The sequence below is a fragment of the Methylobacterium terricola genome (assembly GCF_006151805.1).
Lineage (GTDB): Bacteria > Pseudomonadota > Alphaproteobacteria > Rhizobiales > Beijerinckiaceae > Methylobacterium > Methylobacterium terricola.
In genome coordinates, this window is the sequence record NZ_VDDA01000044.1 from 1 (window position 1) to 15879 (window position 15879).

15 protein-coding genes, 3 pseudogenes and 1 other annotated feature are annotated in these 15879 nt (G+C 62.4%); of the genes and pseudogenes, 15 read left to right on the top strand and 3 right to left on the bottom strand.

The features are described from left to right. The first annotated feature begins 261 nt into the window (after window positions 1-261). The 7 genes and pseudogenes from FF100_RS33815 (at window position 262) to FF100_RS33845 (ending at window position 3870) form a co-directional block, all read left to right on the top strand. A complete protein-coding gene (locus tag FF100_RS33815) occupies window positions 262-624 on the top strand; it encodes an ArsR/SmtB family transcription factor (RefSeq protein WP_139040405.1) in 363 nt (120 codons plus the stop codon). Further along, window positions 621-977: an SRPBCC family protein gene (locus tag FF100_RS33820; RefSeq protein ID WP_139040406.1), complete on the top strand. Its 357-nt coding sequence runs from the start codon at window positions 621-623 to the stop codon at window positions 975-977. The genes FF100_RS33815 and FF100_RS33820 overlap by 4 nt, the downstream gene beginning before the upstream one ends. Before the next feature lie 44 nt (window positions 978-1021). Next, window positions 1022-1299: pseudogene (locus tag FF100_RS33825) on the top strand (ATP-dependent Clp protease proteolytic subunit); the annotation flags it as partial. Window positions 1300-1910: 611 nt separating this feature from the next. Next, entirely contained in the window at window positions 1911-2270 is a 360-nt protein-coding gene (locus tag FF100_RS33830) for a type II toxin-antitoxin system RelE/ParE family toxin (RefSeq protein ID WP_139040407.1), read from the top strand. A gap of 31 nt (window positions 2271-2301) precedes the next feature. Continuing rightward, window positions 2302-2598: a helix-turn-helix domain-containing protein gene (locus tag FF100_RS33835; RefSeq protein WP_139040408.1), complete on the top strand. Its 297-nt coding sequence runs from the start codon at window positions 2302-2304 to the stop codon at window positions 2596-2598. Between the two features lie 322 nt (window positions 2599-2920). After that, window positions 2921-3565 (top strand): nucleotide-binding protein, encoded by a 645-nt coding sequence (locus FF100_RS33840; RefSeq protein ID WP_139040409.1) that lies wholly within the window; start codon window positions 2921-2923, stop codon window positions 3563-3565. Continuing rightward, entirely contained in the window at window positions 3562-3870 is a 309-nt protein-coding gene (locus tag FF100_RS33845; RefSeq protein ID WP_139040410.1) for a hypothetical protein, read from the top strand. Before FF100_RS33840 ends, FF100_RS33845 begins: the two co-directional genes overlap by 4 nt. A 155-nt stretch (window positions 3871-4025) precedes the next feature. Here the strand turns inward: FF100_RS33845 and FF100_RS33850 are convergent, their stop codons facing one another. Then, window positions 4026-4553 carry a hypothetical protein gene (locus FF100_RS33850; protein WP_246102691.1) on the bottom strand — a complete coding sequence of 176 codons (528 nt, stop codon included), beginning with the start codon at window positions 4551-4553 and terminating at the stop codon, window positions 4026-4028. A gap of 346 nt (window positions 4554-4899) precedes the next feature. On the opposite strand from FF100_RS33850, the gene FF100_RS33855 reads away from it, so the two are divergent. Beyond that, window positions 4900-5625, top strand: coding sequence for a hypothetical protein (locus FF100_RS33855; RefSeq protein WP_246102693.1), 726 nt, complete (start codon window positions 4900-4902; stop codon window positions 5623-5625). Between the two features lie 471 nt (window positions 5626-6096). Here the strand turns inward: FF100_RS33855 and FF100_RS33860 are convergent. Then, window positions 6097-7325 (bottom strand): IS3 family transposase gene (locus FF100_RS33860; protein ID WP_139040411.1). Its coding sequence is split into 2 segments (ribosomal slippage): window positions 6097-7037 and window positions 7037-7325, totalling 1230 coding nucleotides; the frame shifts between segments, so codons are not numbered across the junction. Continuing rightward, window positions 6928-7044 (bottom strand) — a sequence feature (AL1L pseudoknot). Its footprint overlaps the gene before it by 117 nt. Window positions 7326-7520: 195 nt before the next feature. On the opposite strand from FF100_RS33860, the gene FF100_RS33865 reads away from it, so the two are divergent. The 5 genes and pseudogenes from FF100_RS33865 to FF100_RS33885 all read left to right on the top strand — a co-directional run. Continuing rightward, on the top strand, window positions 7521-8459 hold the full coding sequence (locus tag FF100_RS33865; RefSeq protein WP_139040412.1) for an IS110 family RNA-guided transposase: 939 nt from the start codon (window positions 7521-7523) through the stop codon (window positions 8457-8459). 542 nt (window positions 8460-9001) lie between these two features. After that, complete coding sequence (locus tag FF100_RS33870; RefSeq protein WP_139040413.1) at window positions 9002-9814, top strand: hypothetical protein; 813 nt, start codon at window positions 9002-9004, stop codon at window positions 9812-9814. A 933-nt stretch (window positions 9815-10747) separates the two neighbouring features. Beyond that, complete coding sequence (gmd, locus tag FF100_RS33875; protein WP_139040414.1) at window positions 10748-11842, top strand: GDP-mannose 4,6-dehydratase; 1095 nt, start codon at window positions 10748-10750, stop codon at window positions 11840-11842. Then, the gene (gene fcl, locus FF100_RS33880; protein WP_139040415.1) at window positions 11832-12779 is read left to right on the top strand and encodes a GDP-L-fucose synthase; all 948 of its coding nucleotides are present in this window, start codon (window positions 11832-11834) and stop codon (window positions 12777-12779) included. The genes gmd and fcl overlap by 11 nt, the downstream gene beginning before the upstream one ends. A gap of 171 nt (window positions 12780-12950) precedes the next feature. After that, window positions 12951-13426 (top strand): annotated as a pseudogene (locus tag FF100_RS33885) (transposase); the annotation flags it as partial. A gap of 76 nt (window positions 13427-13502) precedes the next feature. Here FF100_RS33885 and FF100_RS38175 read toward each other — a convergent pair. Next, a pseudogene (locus FF100_RS38175) lies at window positions 13503-13883 on the bottom strand (PAS domain S-box protein); the annotation flags it as partial. A 588-nt stretch (window positions 13884-14471) separates the two neighbouring features. Between FF100_RS38175 and FF100_RS33895 the strand changes: the two are divergent. Further along, window positions 14472-14747, top strand: coding sequence for a conjugal transfer protein TraD (locus tag FF100_RS33895; RefSeq protein WP_139040416.1), 276 nt, complete (start codon window positions 14472-14474; stop codon window positions 14745-14747). A gap of 202 nt (window positions 14748-14949) precedes the next feature. After that, window positions 14950-15879 (top strand): HEPN domain-containing protein, encoded by a 930-nt coding sequence (locus tag FF100_RS33900; RefSeq protein WP_246102695.1) that lies wholly within the window; start codon window positions 14950-14952, stop codon window positions 15877-15879.

A 15879-nucleotide genomic window follows, 5' to 3' on the forward strand; every position in this document is an offset into this window, starting at 1 on the left:
CGACGATAGCGGACAGGCGCGTCAGGTCGGCGGCGCTGGGGATCACACAGACAGTCTGAGCCATGCCTCAGACTCGCATGCCTCATGCCCCCTGTGAATCCTCTGAATGCGTCAATGCACTAGCAGGCGCGCATGACCCATCAAGGCCGGCCCTGCGACGGTGGCCGGCTGCGCCGTCCGCCTGACCAACGAGCTTCCACCTCACAGCAGCCATTTCACCCGCACACGCGGACGAGGCGCCCGCATCCCGCGCCTGGCAGCATGTGTTCTGGGCTTGCACTTCACATAAGTGTCTGCTTATCTGTGGCCGTGGTTGAGGACGACATCTTCCGGGCCCTGGCAGACCCCACCCGACGCGCGATCTTCGAGAAGCTCGCCGGCGGGAGTATGAACGCCAGTGCACTCCGCGAGGGCATGGCGATCAGCCAGCCGGCGATGTCTCAGCACCTCGCCGTGCTGCGGGGCGCCGGGCTCGTGCGCGAGGCCCGGCAGGACCGTTTCGTGAACTACGACGTCGATCCGGCCGGCGTGGCGCTCATCGCGCAATGGCTGGCGAAGTACCGCGCCTACTGGCCCGCCCGCATCGACGCGCTCAAGGTCGTGCTGAAGGAGATGGACCAATGAGCGACGCGGCGTGCGACGAGCCCGGCCACGGCATCGAGCAGACCTACGAGTTGAGCGAGCCGCCCGAGAAGGTGTGGCGTGCGCTCAGCATCCAGGCGCTTCGGGAGCATTGGCTGCCCGAGGCGGCGCTGGCCGGGCCCGAACCGGTCGCCGTCACGCCCGGGCGCGAGGTCAGCTACCGGATGCGCGAGGCCGCCCCGCCGTACCTCGAGAGCACGGTGACGTTCCGCATCGCCTCGAACGGCGCGGGCGGCACCTGCCTGCGCATCATTCATGACCTGACGGATGCCCGGTTCGCGCCCCTGACCAAGGCCGCCGCGAACCACAACGCCCCCCTGCTGCGCGCCGCCTGACGCGGCTCGTCCTACGCCCCATTCCGGAAGATCGGAGGTCGCCGATGCGCGACGCGATGCAACTCGTCCCTATGGTCGTCGAGCAGTCCAGCCGCAGGGAGCGGTCCTTCGACATCTATTCGCGCCTCCTGCGCGAGCGCATCGTCTTCCTCAACGGGGAGGTGAACGACGCGGTCTCCGCGCTGTCTGTGCCCAGCTCCTGTTCCTGGAGGCGGAGAACCCGACGCGGCCGATCCACCTCTATATCAACTCGCCGGGCGTCGTCACGAGCGGCTTTGCGATGTACGATACCATGCGCCACATCCGCGCTCCGGTGCACACTCGAAGGCTTTGGCCTTGCTATGGTGGGGCCGGTCGGACCGTTCGATCAGCTTACCGCTCCGGCGGATCGCCCACTGGAAGTTTCCCTCCGGCTTAGGCAGTGGTGAAACCTCGATGGAGTAGGGGTGTGGGACTTCGTCGGCCGTGGGCGCGCTAAGCCAGGCTCCACGTGGTCACACCATAGCCAAAACGATGTGGGCCCGTTTTTGTGGATTGGTGATCAGCTTGGAGGCGATGAGTCTGCCAGCATTTCGGCCTTTGCTCGCGGCGATCCTTGGTCCGATCTCCCGCCCTCAGGCGTCCTGGCGACCTTCGTGGGCGAGCCTTTCAGGGTGACAAGACGCTCACGCGGGGACAAGCGGGGAGCATCGGAGGAGCTACAGGGACGCTAGCATGATAGCGCTGCAATGCTACAATGCTGTAGCTCTTTGGTGCTTCAGTGCTGGCGAAGAGGCTGAGCGTCATAGGTGCGTGGCGAGGCCGATCACTTGGCCGCCGGCCTTCGTGAAGGGAGAGGGAGCGCTACGAGTCTGATCTGCAACGAGCGGGTCAAGCTGTCCACGGTACATCATAAGCCATTGACTTATGTAGTCCATTGGCTTACGCATTCTCATGTCCAAGCCGCTTCACACCGTCGTCGAGACCCCCGACTACCTCGCTGACGCGAAGCGGGCGGGCATGACCGAGGCGGAGCGCCAACGCTCGATCAACACCTACGCCAAGACGCCGGACTACGGCGACGAAATCCAGGGCTCCGGCGGCTTTCGCAAAGGTCGGGTCGCCGGCCGCGGCAAGGGCAAGTCGGGCGGTTACCGAGTGGTCTCGATCTACCTCGATGAGACGATCACCGTGTTTCTCGTTGCTGTCCTCAGCAAGGGGGATCGCGAAAACTTCACCGATGCGGAGGTTGCCGAGTTCAAGAAGGTGGCCACCGCAATCAAATCGGCTCACCGGCGCAGCAAGAAGCGCTGACGAACCGGCAACCCTCCACATGGTGTCTCCGATGACCGACAGCTTCACCCGCATCCTGAACGGCGCCAAGAGCGCCTTGGCCTACATGGAGGGCAATCCTCCCGAGGGGACCGTTGTCCACGTCCCGGAGGATCTGGACGTGGCCGAGATCCGGACCAGGACCGGACTCGCTCAGCCGGCCTTTGCTGCGACCATCGGCGTCTCGTTGCACACCCTCCGGAACTGGGAGCAGAAGCGCCGCCGTCCGGAGGGGCCTGCCCGCGTGCTCCTGGCAATGGTCGAGAAGCGGCCGCAGGTGGTGCGGGAGATCCTCGGCGAGGTGGCGTGATCGCCAGCCTCCAACTGCTATCGCCGGACGAGGCTGGCGTCACCGGAGCGGAAGATCTGATGACGAAGTTCGGCGAAGGCGAAGTGGATCGACGATCGAGCTGCGGCCGTGTGGAAGGAGTGCCATCAGCTCGGCAGCCGGTAGCGCGAGAGGCAGCTTCATGCTCGCTCCGGGGCGCATCGGCATGGGGCACCACGCTGTGATGCGATAGCATTGTAGCGCTACAATGCTATCGCATCACAGCGTGATAATACCATACGTTTGTAGTGCTTTCATACTGTGGCGCTTACCTGCTATGGTGCGACAGCATCACAGGTGAGACATGCGGACCCTGACACTCGTCACGCAGAAGGGAGGCGTCGGGAAAACGACGCTGGCAGCCTCCCTTGCCGTTGCCGCGGCACAGGCCGGCGAGAAGGTCGTTGCCCTCGATCTCGACCCTCAGGGGTCGCTTGGTGCTTGGGGCGACACCCGCACGGCTGACGCACCTGCGGTTGATCGGCTGCCCGCCGAGCGGCTTGGTGAGCTGCCCGCCATCCTCGAAGCACTAAAGGCAGAGGGCTATACCGTCGCGATCCTCGACACTGCGGGCGTGTCCTCGACCGGCGGCAATCTCGCGATGCAGGCCGCGGACCTCGCCCTCGTGCCGGCTCGTCCCTCGCGCCTCGACCTACAGGCCACGATGCCGACCATCGAGTCCCTGATGCGGCTCGGGATGCGGGATCGGTTCGCCTTCGCACTGAACCAATGCCCGCCCGGACGGTCATCCCGGGCGACAGAGGCGGCCAGCGGCTTGAGCATGTTCGGGGTCCTGGCAGAGCCACCGCTGGCGCAGCGTGCCGACCATCAGGACGCTATCGCTGCCGGGCAGGGCGTGACCGAGTTCGCTCCGGACGGGAAGGCAGCTGAGGAAATTCGGGCGCTGTGGGCATGGGTGGATCGCAAGATGAAGGGCAACCGGGCATGAGCAAGCGACCCTCCCTGATTGGCGGCCTTACCCTGCCAGGTGCCGAGCCCGCCACGCCCAAGCCCGAGGCTCCCGCCGAACGGGCGGCGCCTGAGGTCTCTGCGAAGCCGGCCGGCCGGCGCCCTCGCCCTGAGACGGTGCATACGTCCATCTACCTGCCGCGCGAGGTGCATCGCCGGCTGCGCGAGATCGCCTTCACCCGCGACGTGAAGGTGCATGATGTCATCATGGAGGGGATCGACGCCGCGTTGCAGAAGCACGGGCACCCGTCCGTCGAGGCGCTAAAGGGCGACAAGAATGGCTGACGCCTCGGTGCCAGACCGCTACGGCGGTGCGGCGCTCGAGCGCTGTAGCGCTACAGTGCTAAGATGTTGCAGCATGAAAGCGTTGGGTGTCGCTTTCGATAATAGCCGTTATCGAAAGCGATGGAGCGGGCACGGACTGATATCCGGCAGCCCCCTCAGGGGACGTCGATCGCGAACAGGTCGAGTTGCTGTGCGCTCACCTGTCGGCGCCTTTGTCGCCGAGCTACGGGGCGAGGAGCAGGATCAGGCTGGACGAAGAGCGGCAAGGCTAGACGAGGCTTCCCGTGCAGCACCGCTCCAACGATCTGCCCGCCCTCTGTCCGATGGAGCAGGTAGAGTACGTGGGCCGGTGTCCGCAGGATCTCCTGTCGCAGGGGTTCCGCAGACGGTAGGCAGGCCAGTGCTGCCAGGAGGCACGGTAGTCCTGCCGCAGCAATCTCCATCGCCTCGAACTCAATCTCGCGCAGGCCCCAGCGCTGGCGGGCAACGCCGGCCGTCGTGGACGGGAAGGGGTTGGCCGCGAACGCCGTCGCCTCGTCAAGGACGAAGGCTGCGAGACGGCCGCGCTCGGCCATAGCACTGATCCGCAGCGCATCGGCAAGTCGGCGCTTCTCCTCTGGGATGTCCCTCAACCACAGCCTCGCCTGGTTCACCGCCAAGCGGGTGAACAGCCATCGGGCCATTTATCCCGCGGCCTCTGAGGTCGCCAACCCCAGCAAAGTTTGACGAACCGTTGCCGTTCGTGCCGAATGGCTGATTAAGGCGGCTCGCATCCCGCGAGTCGCTACCAGGATCACCGCCGCGACAGCAGCCACCTGAAAAAGCAAGACCCCGGAGGCCTGCCAGGGCCACCAGGGTCTAGAGCCCCGAGGGGGCCGATCCGACGTATCGCAACTCGGATCATCCCCCGAAATCGCCATGCGAGTCAATCTGAAAGCCACGCTTTCGGAGACGGGCTCGGCTTGCCTGTGACGGACCGCCCGACCGGCGGCGCCGAATGCTGAACCGCGGCCCGATGAGGGCCGAACGATGACGCACGCCTATGCCCGGGGTAGTGGCGAAATGCCTGCCCCAAGGGGATTTGATGAGCCGCACCAACGGCGTGAGGTGGTGTCCAACCGGGCCGCCTGGTGCCCCGACAGTGCTGGCCCGTACAGGCTGCCGGCCGATATTCGCGATCGGTTGTCCGCAACCCTGGCAGGTCGAAAGAACCGGGATGCAGCCTTCGCCCTCGCGGTGTTCCTGGCCCGGTTCTGGAGCAGCCCCCGGCGGCTGATGTGCGCGCTCCCGGTCGACCGGAGGGCTCTGGCCCAGCACGAAGCCCTCGGCCTTACCGAAGCCCGGGTGCGCGGTGCCCTCGCGGTCCTCGTCGAGGTGGGCTTCCTTGCCCGGTACGAGCCCGAGGCAGGCAAGAAGTACCAGCGCACGGAGGGCGGCCTTCAGCGCCGGGCGATCCTGCACCGGTTCGGGGAGGAGTATGCCGTCGCGTTCACGGCAGCGAATGCCCGCGCTCAGGCAGCCCGTGGAGCGCCAGCGCCGTCCCGCAGGCCAGTACCCTCGCGTCCCCAGCCCCAACGGGCGCCAGCATCCAACGTCGACGCTCCCAGAGCCATGCCCGCACCCCAAGTCGCCCAAAAACAATCCCTAGGCGGAAGCCGTGTGATTATGGGCGAGATGGATCAGCGGAATCCGACGGCGGTCTGCAACGGACTCGAAGCAGCATTGGAACGGCTGCGTCGAAGCGTGTGCTCCTGAACCGGTGAGGAGTTGGAAACGTCACAAAGCTCTGCCGAAAGGCAGGGTCGCGGGCCTGGCAGAGCCTCATCCTGGTGGGGTTGAGATTCGCACCAACGGGTTTGAGGCAGATGCCCAGGCATGCACCATCCGCATACGGGTCAAAGGCTACGTTCGTTCAACCGGACGGGCCACATTCGCGCGGGCGCAGTAGCGCTATTGCACCCGTCATGGCTGATTTAATGCGGGGCTTCGGAGCCTGAGAATCTGCCTCGAATCGGCAGCTCACCTCCGAGGAGGGATGATGCTGTCCTGGACCGCGAATCCGCCGCGGCGGCTCATGATTCCGGCCGGCTCGCTCCCGCGTTTTCAAGCTGTTCGGCGCAGATCGCCGCGACGCTTTCCTGCAAGGCGCTCACCCGATCGACCAACCAGGCCAGCTCCTGGTCGGTGTGAACCGCCCCGGGTTTGTCGGAGGCTGATGGTCTTGGGTCAGGCGGCCAGGGCTTGGTCGCCGACGTGGGTATGATAGCGCGCTTCGGCCTCGGCGGGAGGGACGTTGCCGATGGGTGCGAGGAGGCGACGGTGGTTGTACCAGTCGACCCACTCCAGGGTGGCGTACTCGACCGCCTCGAAGGATCGCCACGGCCCACGTCGATGGATGACCTCTGCCTTGAACAGGCCGTTGATCGTCTCCGCCAAGGCGTTGTCGTAGCTGTCACCGACGCTGCCGACCGACGGCTCGATGCCGGCTCCAGCCAGGCGCTCGGTGTATCGTAGAGCTAAGTATTGCGAGCCACGGTCCGAGTGATGCACCAGCCCGCTGCCCTGACCAGGGCGACGCTCGTGCAGCGCCTGTTCCAGAGCATCCAGCACGAAGCTCGCATGAGCGCTACGTGAGGCTCGCCAACCGACGATACGCCGGGCGAACACATCGATGACGAACGCCACGTACACGAAGCCCGACCAGGTCGCCACGTACGTGAAGTCGCTGACCCACAAGGCGTTCGGTCGTGGAGCCTTGAAGTGGCGGTTGACGCGATCGAGCGGGCAGGCTGCGGCCGGGTCGGGGATCGTGGTGCGCACGGTCCTGCCACGCACCACCCCCGCCAAGCCCAATCGGCGCATCAGCCGCGCCACCGTGCATCGCGCGGCCACGATCCCCTCCCGGGCCAGTTGCCGCCACACCTTCCGCACGCCGTAGACGCAGAAGTTCGCCTCGAACACGCGCTGGATCCCGATCATCAAGGCCGCGTCGCTGCGGGCACGAACCGGCTGCTTCTCGGGATCGGCACGCCGGGCGGCATGCACGTAGTAGGTTGACGGGGCGATCGGCAGCACCCTGCAGATCGGCTCGACCCCATAGACCTCTCGATGATCGTCGATGAAGCTGATCATGGCCGCGACCAGCGGTCGAGCTCCGCCATGGCAAAATACGCCGATGCTTTGCGCAGGATCTCGTTGGCTTGGCGCAGCTCACGGTTCTCACGTTCAAGCGCCTTGATCCGCTCGCGTTCGTCCGTCGTCTGCCCTGGTCGCACACCTTGATCACGCTCGGACTGGCGCACCCAGTTCCTCAGCGTCTCGCCCGAGCAGCCAATCTTGGCCGCAATCGACTGGATCGCCGACCATTGCGAGCCGTGCTCGCCCTCGTGGTCGCGCACCATCCGCACGGCACGCTCGCGCACCTCAGGGGAAAACGGGGTTGTTCGCTTCGTCATGGCTCCATCCTCTCAGAAGTTGGAGCCTCCTGTCTGTCGCGGTTGATCTACTCTGCGCCCGCGGACGGCATCCCGCGAGCCTCCAGGGTGTCTGAGCCCAGTTCCCGGATCGGGAGCCGTCCGCGCCATGAAGCATCAGCCTGAACAGTTGATTGGGACAGCTTCGGCCGATCCCGTAGGACAGGAGCAGGGATCATGATGCAAGACGTCTTCGTCGGAGTTGATGTCGCTAATGACTGGCTCGACGTTCACCATGTACTTAGCGGCGCACGCCGGATCGCAAATACGGCTGCTGCAGCACGAAGCTTTGCCGCTGCATGTGCAAAGCAGGGAGCATGGTTCATCTTTGAAGCAAGCGGTGGTTATGATCGCGTGCTGCGCGATGCTCTCGAAACTTGCAATGTCCGGTTCAGTCGCGTGAACCCGCGACAAGCTCGCGATTTTGCCCGGGCCATGGGAGTGATCGGGAAAACCGATCGCGTCGATGCGCGTATGTTGGCAGAGTTAGGGATACGGCTGCGGCCTGCACCGACACAGCCCCTCGCCGCAGCCCGACGCGCCCTTCAGGCCCAGGCGACCCGCCGTCGCCAACTCGTCGAGATCCGCAAACAGGAGGCCACAAGGCTCCAGCAAACAGCTGACCGCCAAGCCCGCGCTGACATCGTGAGCTTGATTGTGGTTCTCGATCGTCGCATCGCGAAGGTCGAGGCGCAGATCAATGACCTGATCAAAGCCGATCCAGAACTTCGCCCTCTCAACCAGCGCCTTCAAACCGCTCCGGGTGTCGGTCCAATTGTTGCCGCGACATTGATCGCTGAGCTGCCTGAACTCGGGCAGCTTGATCGCCGCAGCATCGCTGCCCTGGCGGGCTTGGCACCAATCGCGCGTGACAGCGGCAAGCGTGTCAGCCCACGCAGCGTTGGCGGTGGCCGGCCAATTGTCCGAACGATCCTTTACCTCGCTGCCCTGCAGGCGTCGCGGCGGTGTGCCGTATTCCGAGACTTCCGCCAGCGTCTCCAGTTGGCCGGAAAACCGACCAAGGCGGCACTCACCGCGACTGCCCGCAAACTGCTTGTCACGCTGAACGCCATGCTCGCCAACGGTACCGATTATACCCTAGCCGCCGCGATCTGATTACAGTTGCCGGGAAACCCGGGGCGGTTCACGGCCCCTGACCTGCGCTTCGCCCAGCCGCCACGTGCGCCGGGCGCGCGGCCGAGAGGCGTAGAACCGCCGCACCTCAATGCGCAGTGCGATCTGTGAGGCGCGACAGAGGCAAGTCGTCCAGCTGGCGGTGGTAGAGGCTATGGACAGACCAGCTCGCATGCCTACAATCGGGACACAGGCCACCGTTCGCGTCCGGCCGCTGGAGGTGGATGGGAGTGTAAGGGCGGGCTTCGTCGACTAGAGCAATACGGGTGAGAAGGCGGCGGAAGTGAGCGGGATCGTGCTGGAATTGGTTGAGGTGCAGAAAACCAAGCGTACCACGTGCTACGTGCTGTTACTTTAAGCAGTAGAACGCCCGTCTATCGTGGGCTATTTCGTTGTCCTGTCAATCAAAATTTACCAAAAATATAATATTATATCGGTTGGTCCAGTACAGATCTTCTTCGTTTGTATGTGCGTAATAGGTGCCGGTACACAACCGTCGATTCGTGAAGGGATTTAGGAAAGTCATGACGAAATTCTTTCATGGCGAAATGAAAGATCCAATTATTGTATTAGCCAAGCAAAGGTCGGGAACTAATTTTATTAGAGGTATTATGTCATCTACTTTTGACTATAAAGATTTAGATGAATGTTTTATTATTCAAAGATCGGCACCGCCGCACTCATTTGTGCACATGTCTTCTACATTAATCAATTACTCTAACGTTATCGATCGACAAGCATTTGATGTTTTTGATTCTTATTTCTCGAAAATATTCGAAAATTTTTCAAGAAATATAATTGTCGATATTAAATATAATCACGCCTTCGTTTGCAACGAAGCCAATCAAGGTATCGAATCTGTACCTAGCCTCCTAACCTACATATACAGTAAAAATTGGCCTGTTGTTCATGTTATACGAGAAAATATAATTGCATCTTTTATATCGGGCAAAATCGCAGAGATGAATGGCGTTTTTCATCATCGCGTTGGTGAGAAAGTCCCTGTTATTTTTCCTATAGAAATTAATCCAATCAGCTTAATAGATTCTCTGGAAAGACGTGACGCAGAAATAAAATCTTTTAAAAGTTATCATAAAGATGCTGATGTGGGATGCACAATATACTATGAGGAATTTTCTAAAGACGGATTTCTAAATACTGCGCTTCGACCAATATCACAAATGTTAAGGAATACGAAAAATGTTACTATAGAGGGCTGGGGTCCGGCATTTCATAACAAAATTATAAAAGATTATCGTGATTTTACTTTAAATTGGAAAGAAATAGAGAATATTATCCTGAAAGATGGACGATGGTCCCATTTGATTGATACATAATGCGAACAAATAAGATGCTTTGTAGGTACTGCAATGCATCTTATTGCTTCTAGAATATGTCGCCATAATTATCGGCGCCAATCTGCGACAATATTTATTAATAATTTATTTTCAATATACTTACATTTGCGCAGATGGGAGTGATGCTTCTTCGTGATGATGCAACTAAAAGGCTCAAGGCAAGCCGCCTGCAGGTACGTCCGTCCAAGTCTGCGCTGCCGTGAGAACCGTCGCGTCATACCGTCGCGCACAGGTTTTGACTCGTGAGGGTTTTCAACTTTTCGAGAACGTGATTCGCTGCTGCCCTGAACCCGGGAAGGAGCCTGTGACGCGTGGCTTCGAGATCCGGACCAATATCGCCACGGCCGCCAAGCTACGGCAGTAATCCAAGAGGAAGCCGCGTCGGCGGATAGTTCTGCGTCTGCTGGCGGTTGGCCAACGCCCTCGATGGTATGAGACGGGCCGAGGCGACGCGGGCCTCAAGCCTTGAGCGACACGCGCTGTGCGACGCCGTCCAGCGCTTCAACGCCGAAGGTCTCGCCAGTTTGATCGACCGCCCGCCCGGCCGCCGGCCTGAGCGTCTGGGCGAGGGCGAGCAGGCGGTGCTGGTCCCCCACACCTAGGCGGTGCGAGCAGCGCACGCCTCCTGGCGCACCTTCACATGCCGACGAGCCACAGCACGGTCGCACGGCTTTTCAGAGTTGAGGACGCTCGGAGCAGGTCGGTGCGCAAGGCGGCGATGTCGACCTCGGGCCTCACTGCTTGCAGCCGGTCTTGGCAGCGATCGATTGGCTCCCGCATCTCAGGCGAAAACGACCTGTTCGCTTCGTCATGGCTCCATCCGAGAAACCCGGAGCGGTTCACCTTGACACCGCAGCTGGTCTCTGCTCCGACATAAACGGAATTCTGTGCGATCAATGTTAAGGTGATGAGATGGCATTTGGGAAGGCAGGCAAAGTTGCATTGATTACAGGCGTCACAGGCCAGGATGGCGCCTATCTTTCTGAGTTGCTGCTAAAGCAAGGATATCTCGTTCACGGCATCAAGCGCCGCTCCTCGTCGTTTAACACCGGGCGTATCGAGCATCTGTACCAGGATCCACATGATCATGATCCAAAATTTATGTTACATTACGGGGATATGACAGATTCGACAAACATCATTCGGATCATCCAGCAGGTTCAGCCGGACGAGATCTACAATCTGGCGGCGCAGAGTCACGTCCAGGTCAGCTTCGAGACGCCGGAATACACTGCCAATGCCGACGGCATCGGCACGCTGCGGATCCTCGAGGCGATCCGCATCCTCGGCTTGACTAAGCACACCCGCTTCTACCAGGCTTCGACCTCCGAGCTGTACGGACTGGTGCAGCAGGTGCCGCAGAGTGAGACGACGCCGTTCTATCCCCGCAGTCCCTACGCGGCCGCCAAGCTCTACGCCTACTGGATCGTGGTGAATTACCGCGAAGCCTACGGCATGCATGCCTCCAACGGCATCCTGTTCAACCACGAGAGCCCGCTGCGCGGCGAGACCTTCGTCACGCGCAAGATCACCCGCGCCGTTGCGGCGATCCGGCACGGGCATCAGGACCGGCTCTACCTCGGCAATCTCGACGCCCGCCGCGACTGGGGCCATGCCCGCGAATACGCCCGCGGCATGTGGCTGATGCTGCAGCAGGAGGAGCCCGACGACTACGTACTGGCGACCGGGGAGACGACTCTGGTGCGTGACTTCGTCACCGCCGCATTCGCAGAGGCCGACATCACGCTCGAATGGTCGGGGCGGGGCGTCGACGAGAAGGCGCGCTGCGCCCGGACCGGGCGGGCTCTCGTCGAGGTCGACCCGCGCTACTTCCGGCCGACCGAGGTCGACCTGCTGATAGGCGACCCCACTAAGGCACGGGAGAAGCTCGGCTGGGTCCACGAGACCTCGTGGCGGGACCTGTGCGCCGAGATGGTGCGCCACGACCTCGCGGCCGTCGCCCGTGAGCAGCGCGGCGAGGGGGAGCATCGCCGCGATGGAAAGTGAGATCCTCTACCCGCTCGCCAGCAAGCGCGTCTGGGTCGCTGGGCACCGGGGCATGGTTGGGAGCGCGGTAGTTCGCCGCCTCGCTGGGGAGGGCTGCGAGATCCTCACCGCCGACCGCCGCGCCATCGACCTGACGCGACAGGCTGACACCGAGGCCTGGATGGCGCGGGTGCGGCCCGACGCGATCGTCCTCGCGGCGGCTAAGGTGGGCGGGATCCTCGCCAACGACACCTATCCGGCTGATTTCCTGTACGAAAACCTGATGATCGAGGCGAACGTCGTCGAGGCGGCCCGCCGCACCGGCGTGAGCAAGCTGCTGTTCCTCGGGTCGAGCTGCATCTACCCGAAATTCGCGCCCCAGCCGATCGCTGAGGACGCCCTGCTGACCGGCCCGCTCGAACCAACCAACGAGTGGTACGCGGTCGCCAAGATCGCCGGGATCAAGCTGGTCCAGGCCTATCGCCGCCAGCATGGCTGCGACTTCATCTCGGCGATGCCAACCAACCTCTACGGCCCGGAGGACAATTTTGACCTCGCCGGCAGTCACGTCCTGCCCGCCCTGATCCGCAAGGCGCACGAGGCCAAGCTGCGGGGGGACGACGAACTGGTGATCTGGGGCACCGGCACGCCGCGGCGGGAATTCCTGTACGTCGACGATTGCGCCGATGCGATCGTCTTCCTGCTTCAGCGCTATTCTGCCGCCGAGCACGTCAACGTCGGATCTGGAACCGATGTCACCATCCGTGCATTAGCTGAAATTGTTGTCGACGTGGTCGGTTTCCGAGGGCAGATCGTCACGGATCCAACAAAGCCCGATGGAACGCCACGAAAACTGATGAGTGCTGACCGACTGCGGAGCATGGATTGGGCACCCTGCTACACATTAATCGAAGGCATTCGATCTACTTATGAATGGTTTTTAGAGAATAAATATTGAAAATTTTTATTATTTAATATTAATAAAATTATTTTAAATTGTCTATTTACACAATCAAGAAGAGTGGCGGCGCAAAAGTAGCTTACATCAAGCGGATATGGTTTTTTGGTCAGCCCCCATCGGAGTGGTCCGCCCTGAAGTATGGCTCTGAGCCGAAGGAGGACGGACGCGATGGGAACGAAGAAGCACAAGCCGGAAGAGGTGGTGGCCAAGCTGCGGCAGGTGGACGTGCTGGTCTCGCAAGGCCAGAGCGTGTCTGATGCGATCCGGGGTATCGGCGTGACGGAGGTCACCTACTATCGTTGGCGCAAGGAGTTCGGCGGGCTGAAGTCCGACCAGGTGCGACGGATGAAGGAGCTGAAGACCGAGAACCAGCGGCTGCGCAAGGCGATCGCAGACCTCACGCTCGACAAGCTGATCCTGCAGGAGGCCGCCCGGGGAAACCTCTGAGCCCCGCGCGCCGGCGCGCCTGCATCGAGCATGTCCGGACCGTGCTGACGGTCTCCGAGCGCCGCGCCTGTCGCGCCCTCGGACAGCATCGCTCGACGCAGCGCAAGGTGCCGCGGGGGAGAGACGACGAGGCGGCGCTGTTGGCCGACCTGATCGAGCTGGCGCGCCGGTACGGCCGCTACGGCTACCGCAAGATCGCGCAGCCCCGGCCAGATGCTCGTCGGTGCGGTCACGCAGGATTTTGAGGAACCCAAGGTGGGCATCGGCGCTCCCACGCAGCGGCATCATCTCGCCTGAGGCCCAGAACCGGCTGCCATCCTTGCGCAGGTGCCAACGCTCGTCCGGCGCGCGGCCATCCTGCAAAGACCGCTGCATCTCGTGCTCGACGCGACCGTTGACCCGATCTTCCAGTGTGAAGAAGCGCGCGGCGTCGTGACCGCACATCTCCTCCGCCGTCCAGCCCATCACGCGCTCCGCGCCCGGGTTCCAGTCGGTGATGATCCCATCTCGATCGGTGACGACCATGGCAAAATCGACCGCGCTCTCGAACACGGCCCGCTGGCGCGCTTCGCTGTAGGCCAGGGCGGCACGGCTCGACTCGAGCGCAGCCACGAGGTGCTGCGACGCTGCCAGCTCGGATGCCGCCTGATCCATCTGACGCCCGTGCGCCTGGGCAGCGATCTCCGCACCGGTGTCCGCTGCACGGGTCTTATGGTTGGCCTGGGCGGTCTCGGCACGGCTGTCGGCGAGTTCCGAGCGGTGCCTAGCATCCCGCTTGGCCTGGTGCGCGGTCTGGCGCTGAGCGTCGATCCCGGCTGCTTCCAGGGCCGCACGCAGCCGCGCGTTTTCTGCTTCTAGCTCCTCGCGGGAGAGGGGGTTCAGCACGGCTCCGGACACGCTTCGTTCTTTCCTTGGACCGGCTTCTAACCCTAAGACGCTTTGTGCACAATCAAAACGGCAGTTGGCGAGCGCAGGCTACGCCTTCGGGGGCGCATAGGTTTGTTGTAGGAATAATCGCACTAAATTTGATGGTGCGGGGGCAATGAGGACACACCATGAAGTCTCCCGATCCATCCCGTGAGGCCCTGCCACTCGTCGCTGCCCTGGCCGAAGAGCTGGCGTATGCCCTGACCCCTGATCTTATGGCCGAGCAATACCGCCAACCAAGCCCGGCCCTGGTAGGGTAATCGGCGCCTGATATCACCGCAAGGAGCTTGACCGTTCGTCAGGAGACCGATCCGCATGCCGGCGCCCCAGGCCGCCTCCGCCGAGGCCACCCGCACCCGGCTCGCGCAGGCCCAAAACCGGCTGCAGCAGCTCGATGCGCGGGCGGCCCAGGAGGAGAGGAAGCGCGACACCCGCCGCAAGATCATCCTGGGCGGATTGCTCCTCGAGGCGGCCGGCAAAGAGCGGCGGTTTGCCGAAGCGCTCGACGAGCTGATGACCCGCATTCAGCGTGCCCAGGACAAGACCGCCTTCGCCGAATGGAGCCCGGCCAAGCCGGCGGATCGGGCCTGACGATGCGTGCAATCCCGGGAGAAGGGTGCAGCCTACTCGGGTCTGATCGCTGCTCCTACGCCTGGCCCATGGTACGGGAAAGAGCCGAGCTGATGGATGGGGCAAAGGCAGACGGCGCAGCGGTCTGGAGCAGGGTTCGCCGGTCCAGCTTTGACGGGAACCCGATGATGGCGCCGGATCGAACCGGGCCCGATCCGGCGTGATGGAAGGGGCCGCACTGAACGGTCAGGATGCGATGGACACCGAACGGCTCGCCCACCTTCCCGACCGCAAGCGCCGCGAACTGCAGCACGCGGTGCGGATCCTGTTCGAGGAGTTCGAGGACGCGCAGAAGACCAAGCTATCGGACAAGGCCCGGCGCGGCCGTATCCTCAAGCTCGTCCTCTTTGGTTCCTACGCCCGCGGCAACTGGGTCGAGGATCGCGGGAGCGGCTACCTGTCGGATTACGACCTGCTGGTGGTCGTCAACGACGCGCGCTTCGCCGAGCAGTACGAGGCCTGGGAGAAGGCTGAGGAGCGCCTGCTTCAGGAGCTGAGCCTGGGCGGTCGTCTCGCGACGCCGGTGAACGTGATCGTGCACACGCTGCAGGACGTGAACGACCAGTTGGCTCAGGGCCGTCCATTCTTCGTCGACATCGCGCGAGACGGCATCGTGCTTCACGAGCTGGCTGGCTTTCCGTTCGCCGAGCCGAAGCCGCTGACGATCGAGGAGCAGCACACCGAGGCTGCCCGACACTTCGAGCATTGGTTTCCACGGGCCGCACACCGCTTCAGGTTGGCGCGGGAAGCCATCAAATGGGGCTACGAGAAGGAAGCTGCCTTTGACCTGCATCAGGCCACCGAGCGGCTCTATCACTACGTCCTGCTGGTCCTGACGCTCTACAGCCCCAAGCTCCACCGCCTGACCCGCCTACGCTCGCAGGCTGAGAGCGTCGATGCCCGGCTGATTCCGGTCTGGCCGCGCGACACGAAGTTCGCCCGGTGGTGCTTCGCCCTCCTCAACCGCGCCTACGTCGATGCGCGGTACTCGCCCCACTACGAGATCACTGAACCGCTCCGGGTTTCCCGGAGGCTCCAACTTCTGAGAGGATGGAGCCATGACGAAGCAAAAAGCCCCGTTTTCTGTGATTAG

What these genes read in the sequence shown, in the direction of transcription:
- FF100_RS33815 (WP_139040405.1), top strand. Translation starts at nt 262, where the DNA reads ATGTGTTCTGGGCTTGCACTTCACATAAGTGTCTGCTTATCTGTGGCC.
- FF100_RS33820 (WP_139040406.1), top strand. Translation starts at nt 621, where the DNA reads ATGAGCGACGCGGCGTGCGACGAGCCCGGCCACGGCATCGAGCAGACC.
- FF100_RS33830 (WP_139040407.1), top strand. Translation starts at nt 1,911, where the DNA reads ATGTCCAAGCCGCTTCACACCGTCGTCGAGACCCCCGACTACCTCGCT.
- FF100_RS33835 (WP_139040408.1), top strand. Translation starts at nt 2,302, where the DNA reads ATGACCGACAGCTTCACCCGCATCCTGAACGGCGCCAAGAGCGCCTTG.
- FF100_RS33840 (WP_139040409.1), top strand. Translation starts at nt 2,921, where the DNA reads ATGCGGACCCTGACACTCGTCACGCAGAAGGGAGGCGTCGGGAAAACG.
- FF100_RS33845 (WP_139040410.1), top strand. Translation starts at nt 3,562, where the DNA reads ATGAGCAAGCGACCCTCCCTGATTGGCGGCCTTACCCTGCCAGGTGCC.
- FF100_RS33850 (WP_246102691.1), bottom strand. Translation starts at nt 4,553, where the DNA reads ATGGCCCGATGGCTGTTCACCCGCTTGGCGGTGAACCAGGCGAGGCTG.
- FF100_RS33855 (WP_246102693.1), top strand. Translation starts at nt 4,900, where the DNA reads ATGACGCACGCCTATGCCCGGGGTAGTGGCGAAATGCCTGCCCCAAGG.
- FF100_RS33865 (WP_139040412.1), top strand. Translation starts at nt 7,521, where the DNA reads ATGATGCAAGACGTCTTCGTCGGAGTTGATGTCGCTAATGACTGGCTC.
- FF100_RS33870 (WP_139040413.1), top strand. Translation starts at nt 9,002, where the DNA reads ATGACGAAATTCTTTCATGGCGAAATGAAAGATCCAATTATTGTATTA.
- gmd (WP_139040414.1), top strand. Translation starts at nt 10,748, where the DNA reads ATGGCATTTGGGAAGGCAGGCAAAGTTGCATTGATTACAGGCGTCACA.
- fcl (WP_139040415.1), top strand. Translation starts at nt 11,832, where the DNA reads ATGGAAAGTGAGATCCTCTACCCGCTCGCCAGCAAGCGCGTCTGGGTC.
- FF100_RS33895 (WP_139040416.1), top strand. Translation starts at nt 14,472, where the DNA reads ATGCCGGCGCCCCAGGCCGCCTCCGCCGAGGCCACCCGCACCCGGCTC.
- FF100_RS33900 (WP_246102695.1), top strand. Translation starts at nt 14,950, where the DNA reads ATGGAAGGGGCCGCACTGAACGGTCAGGATGCGATGGACACCGAACGG.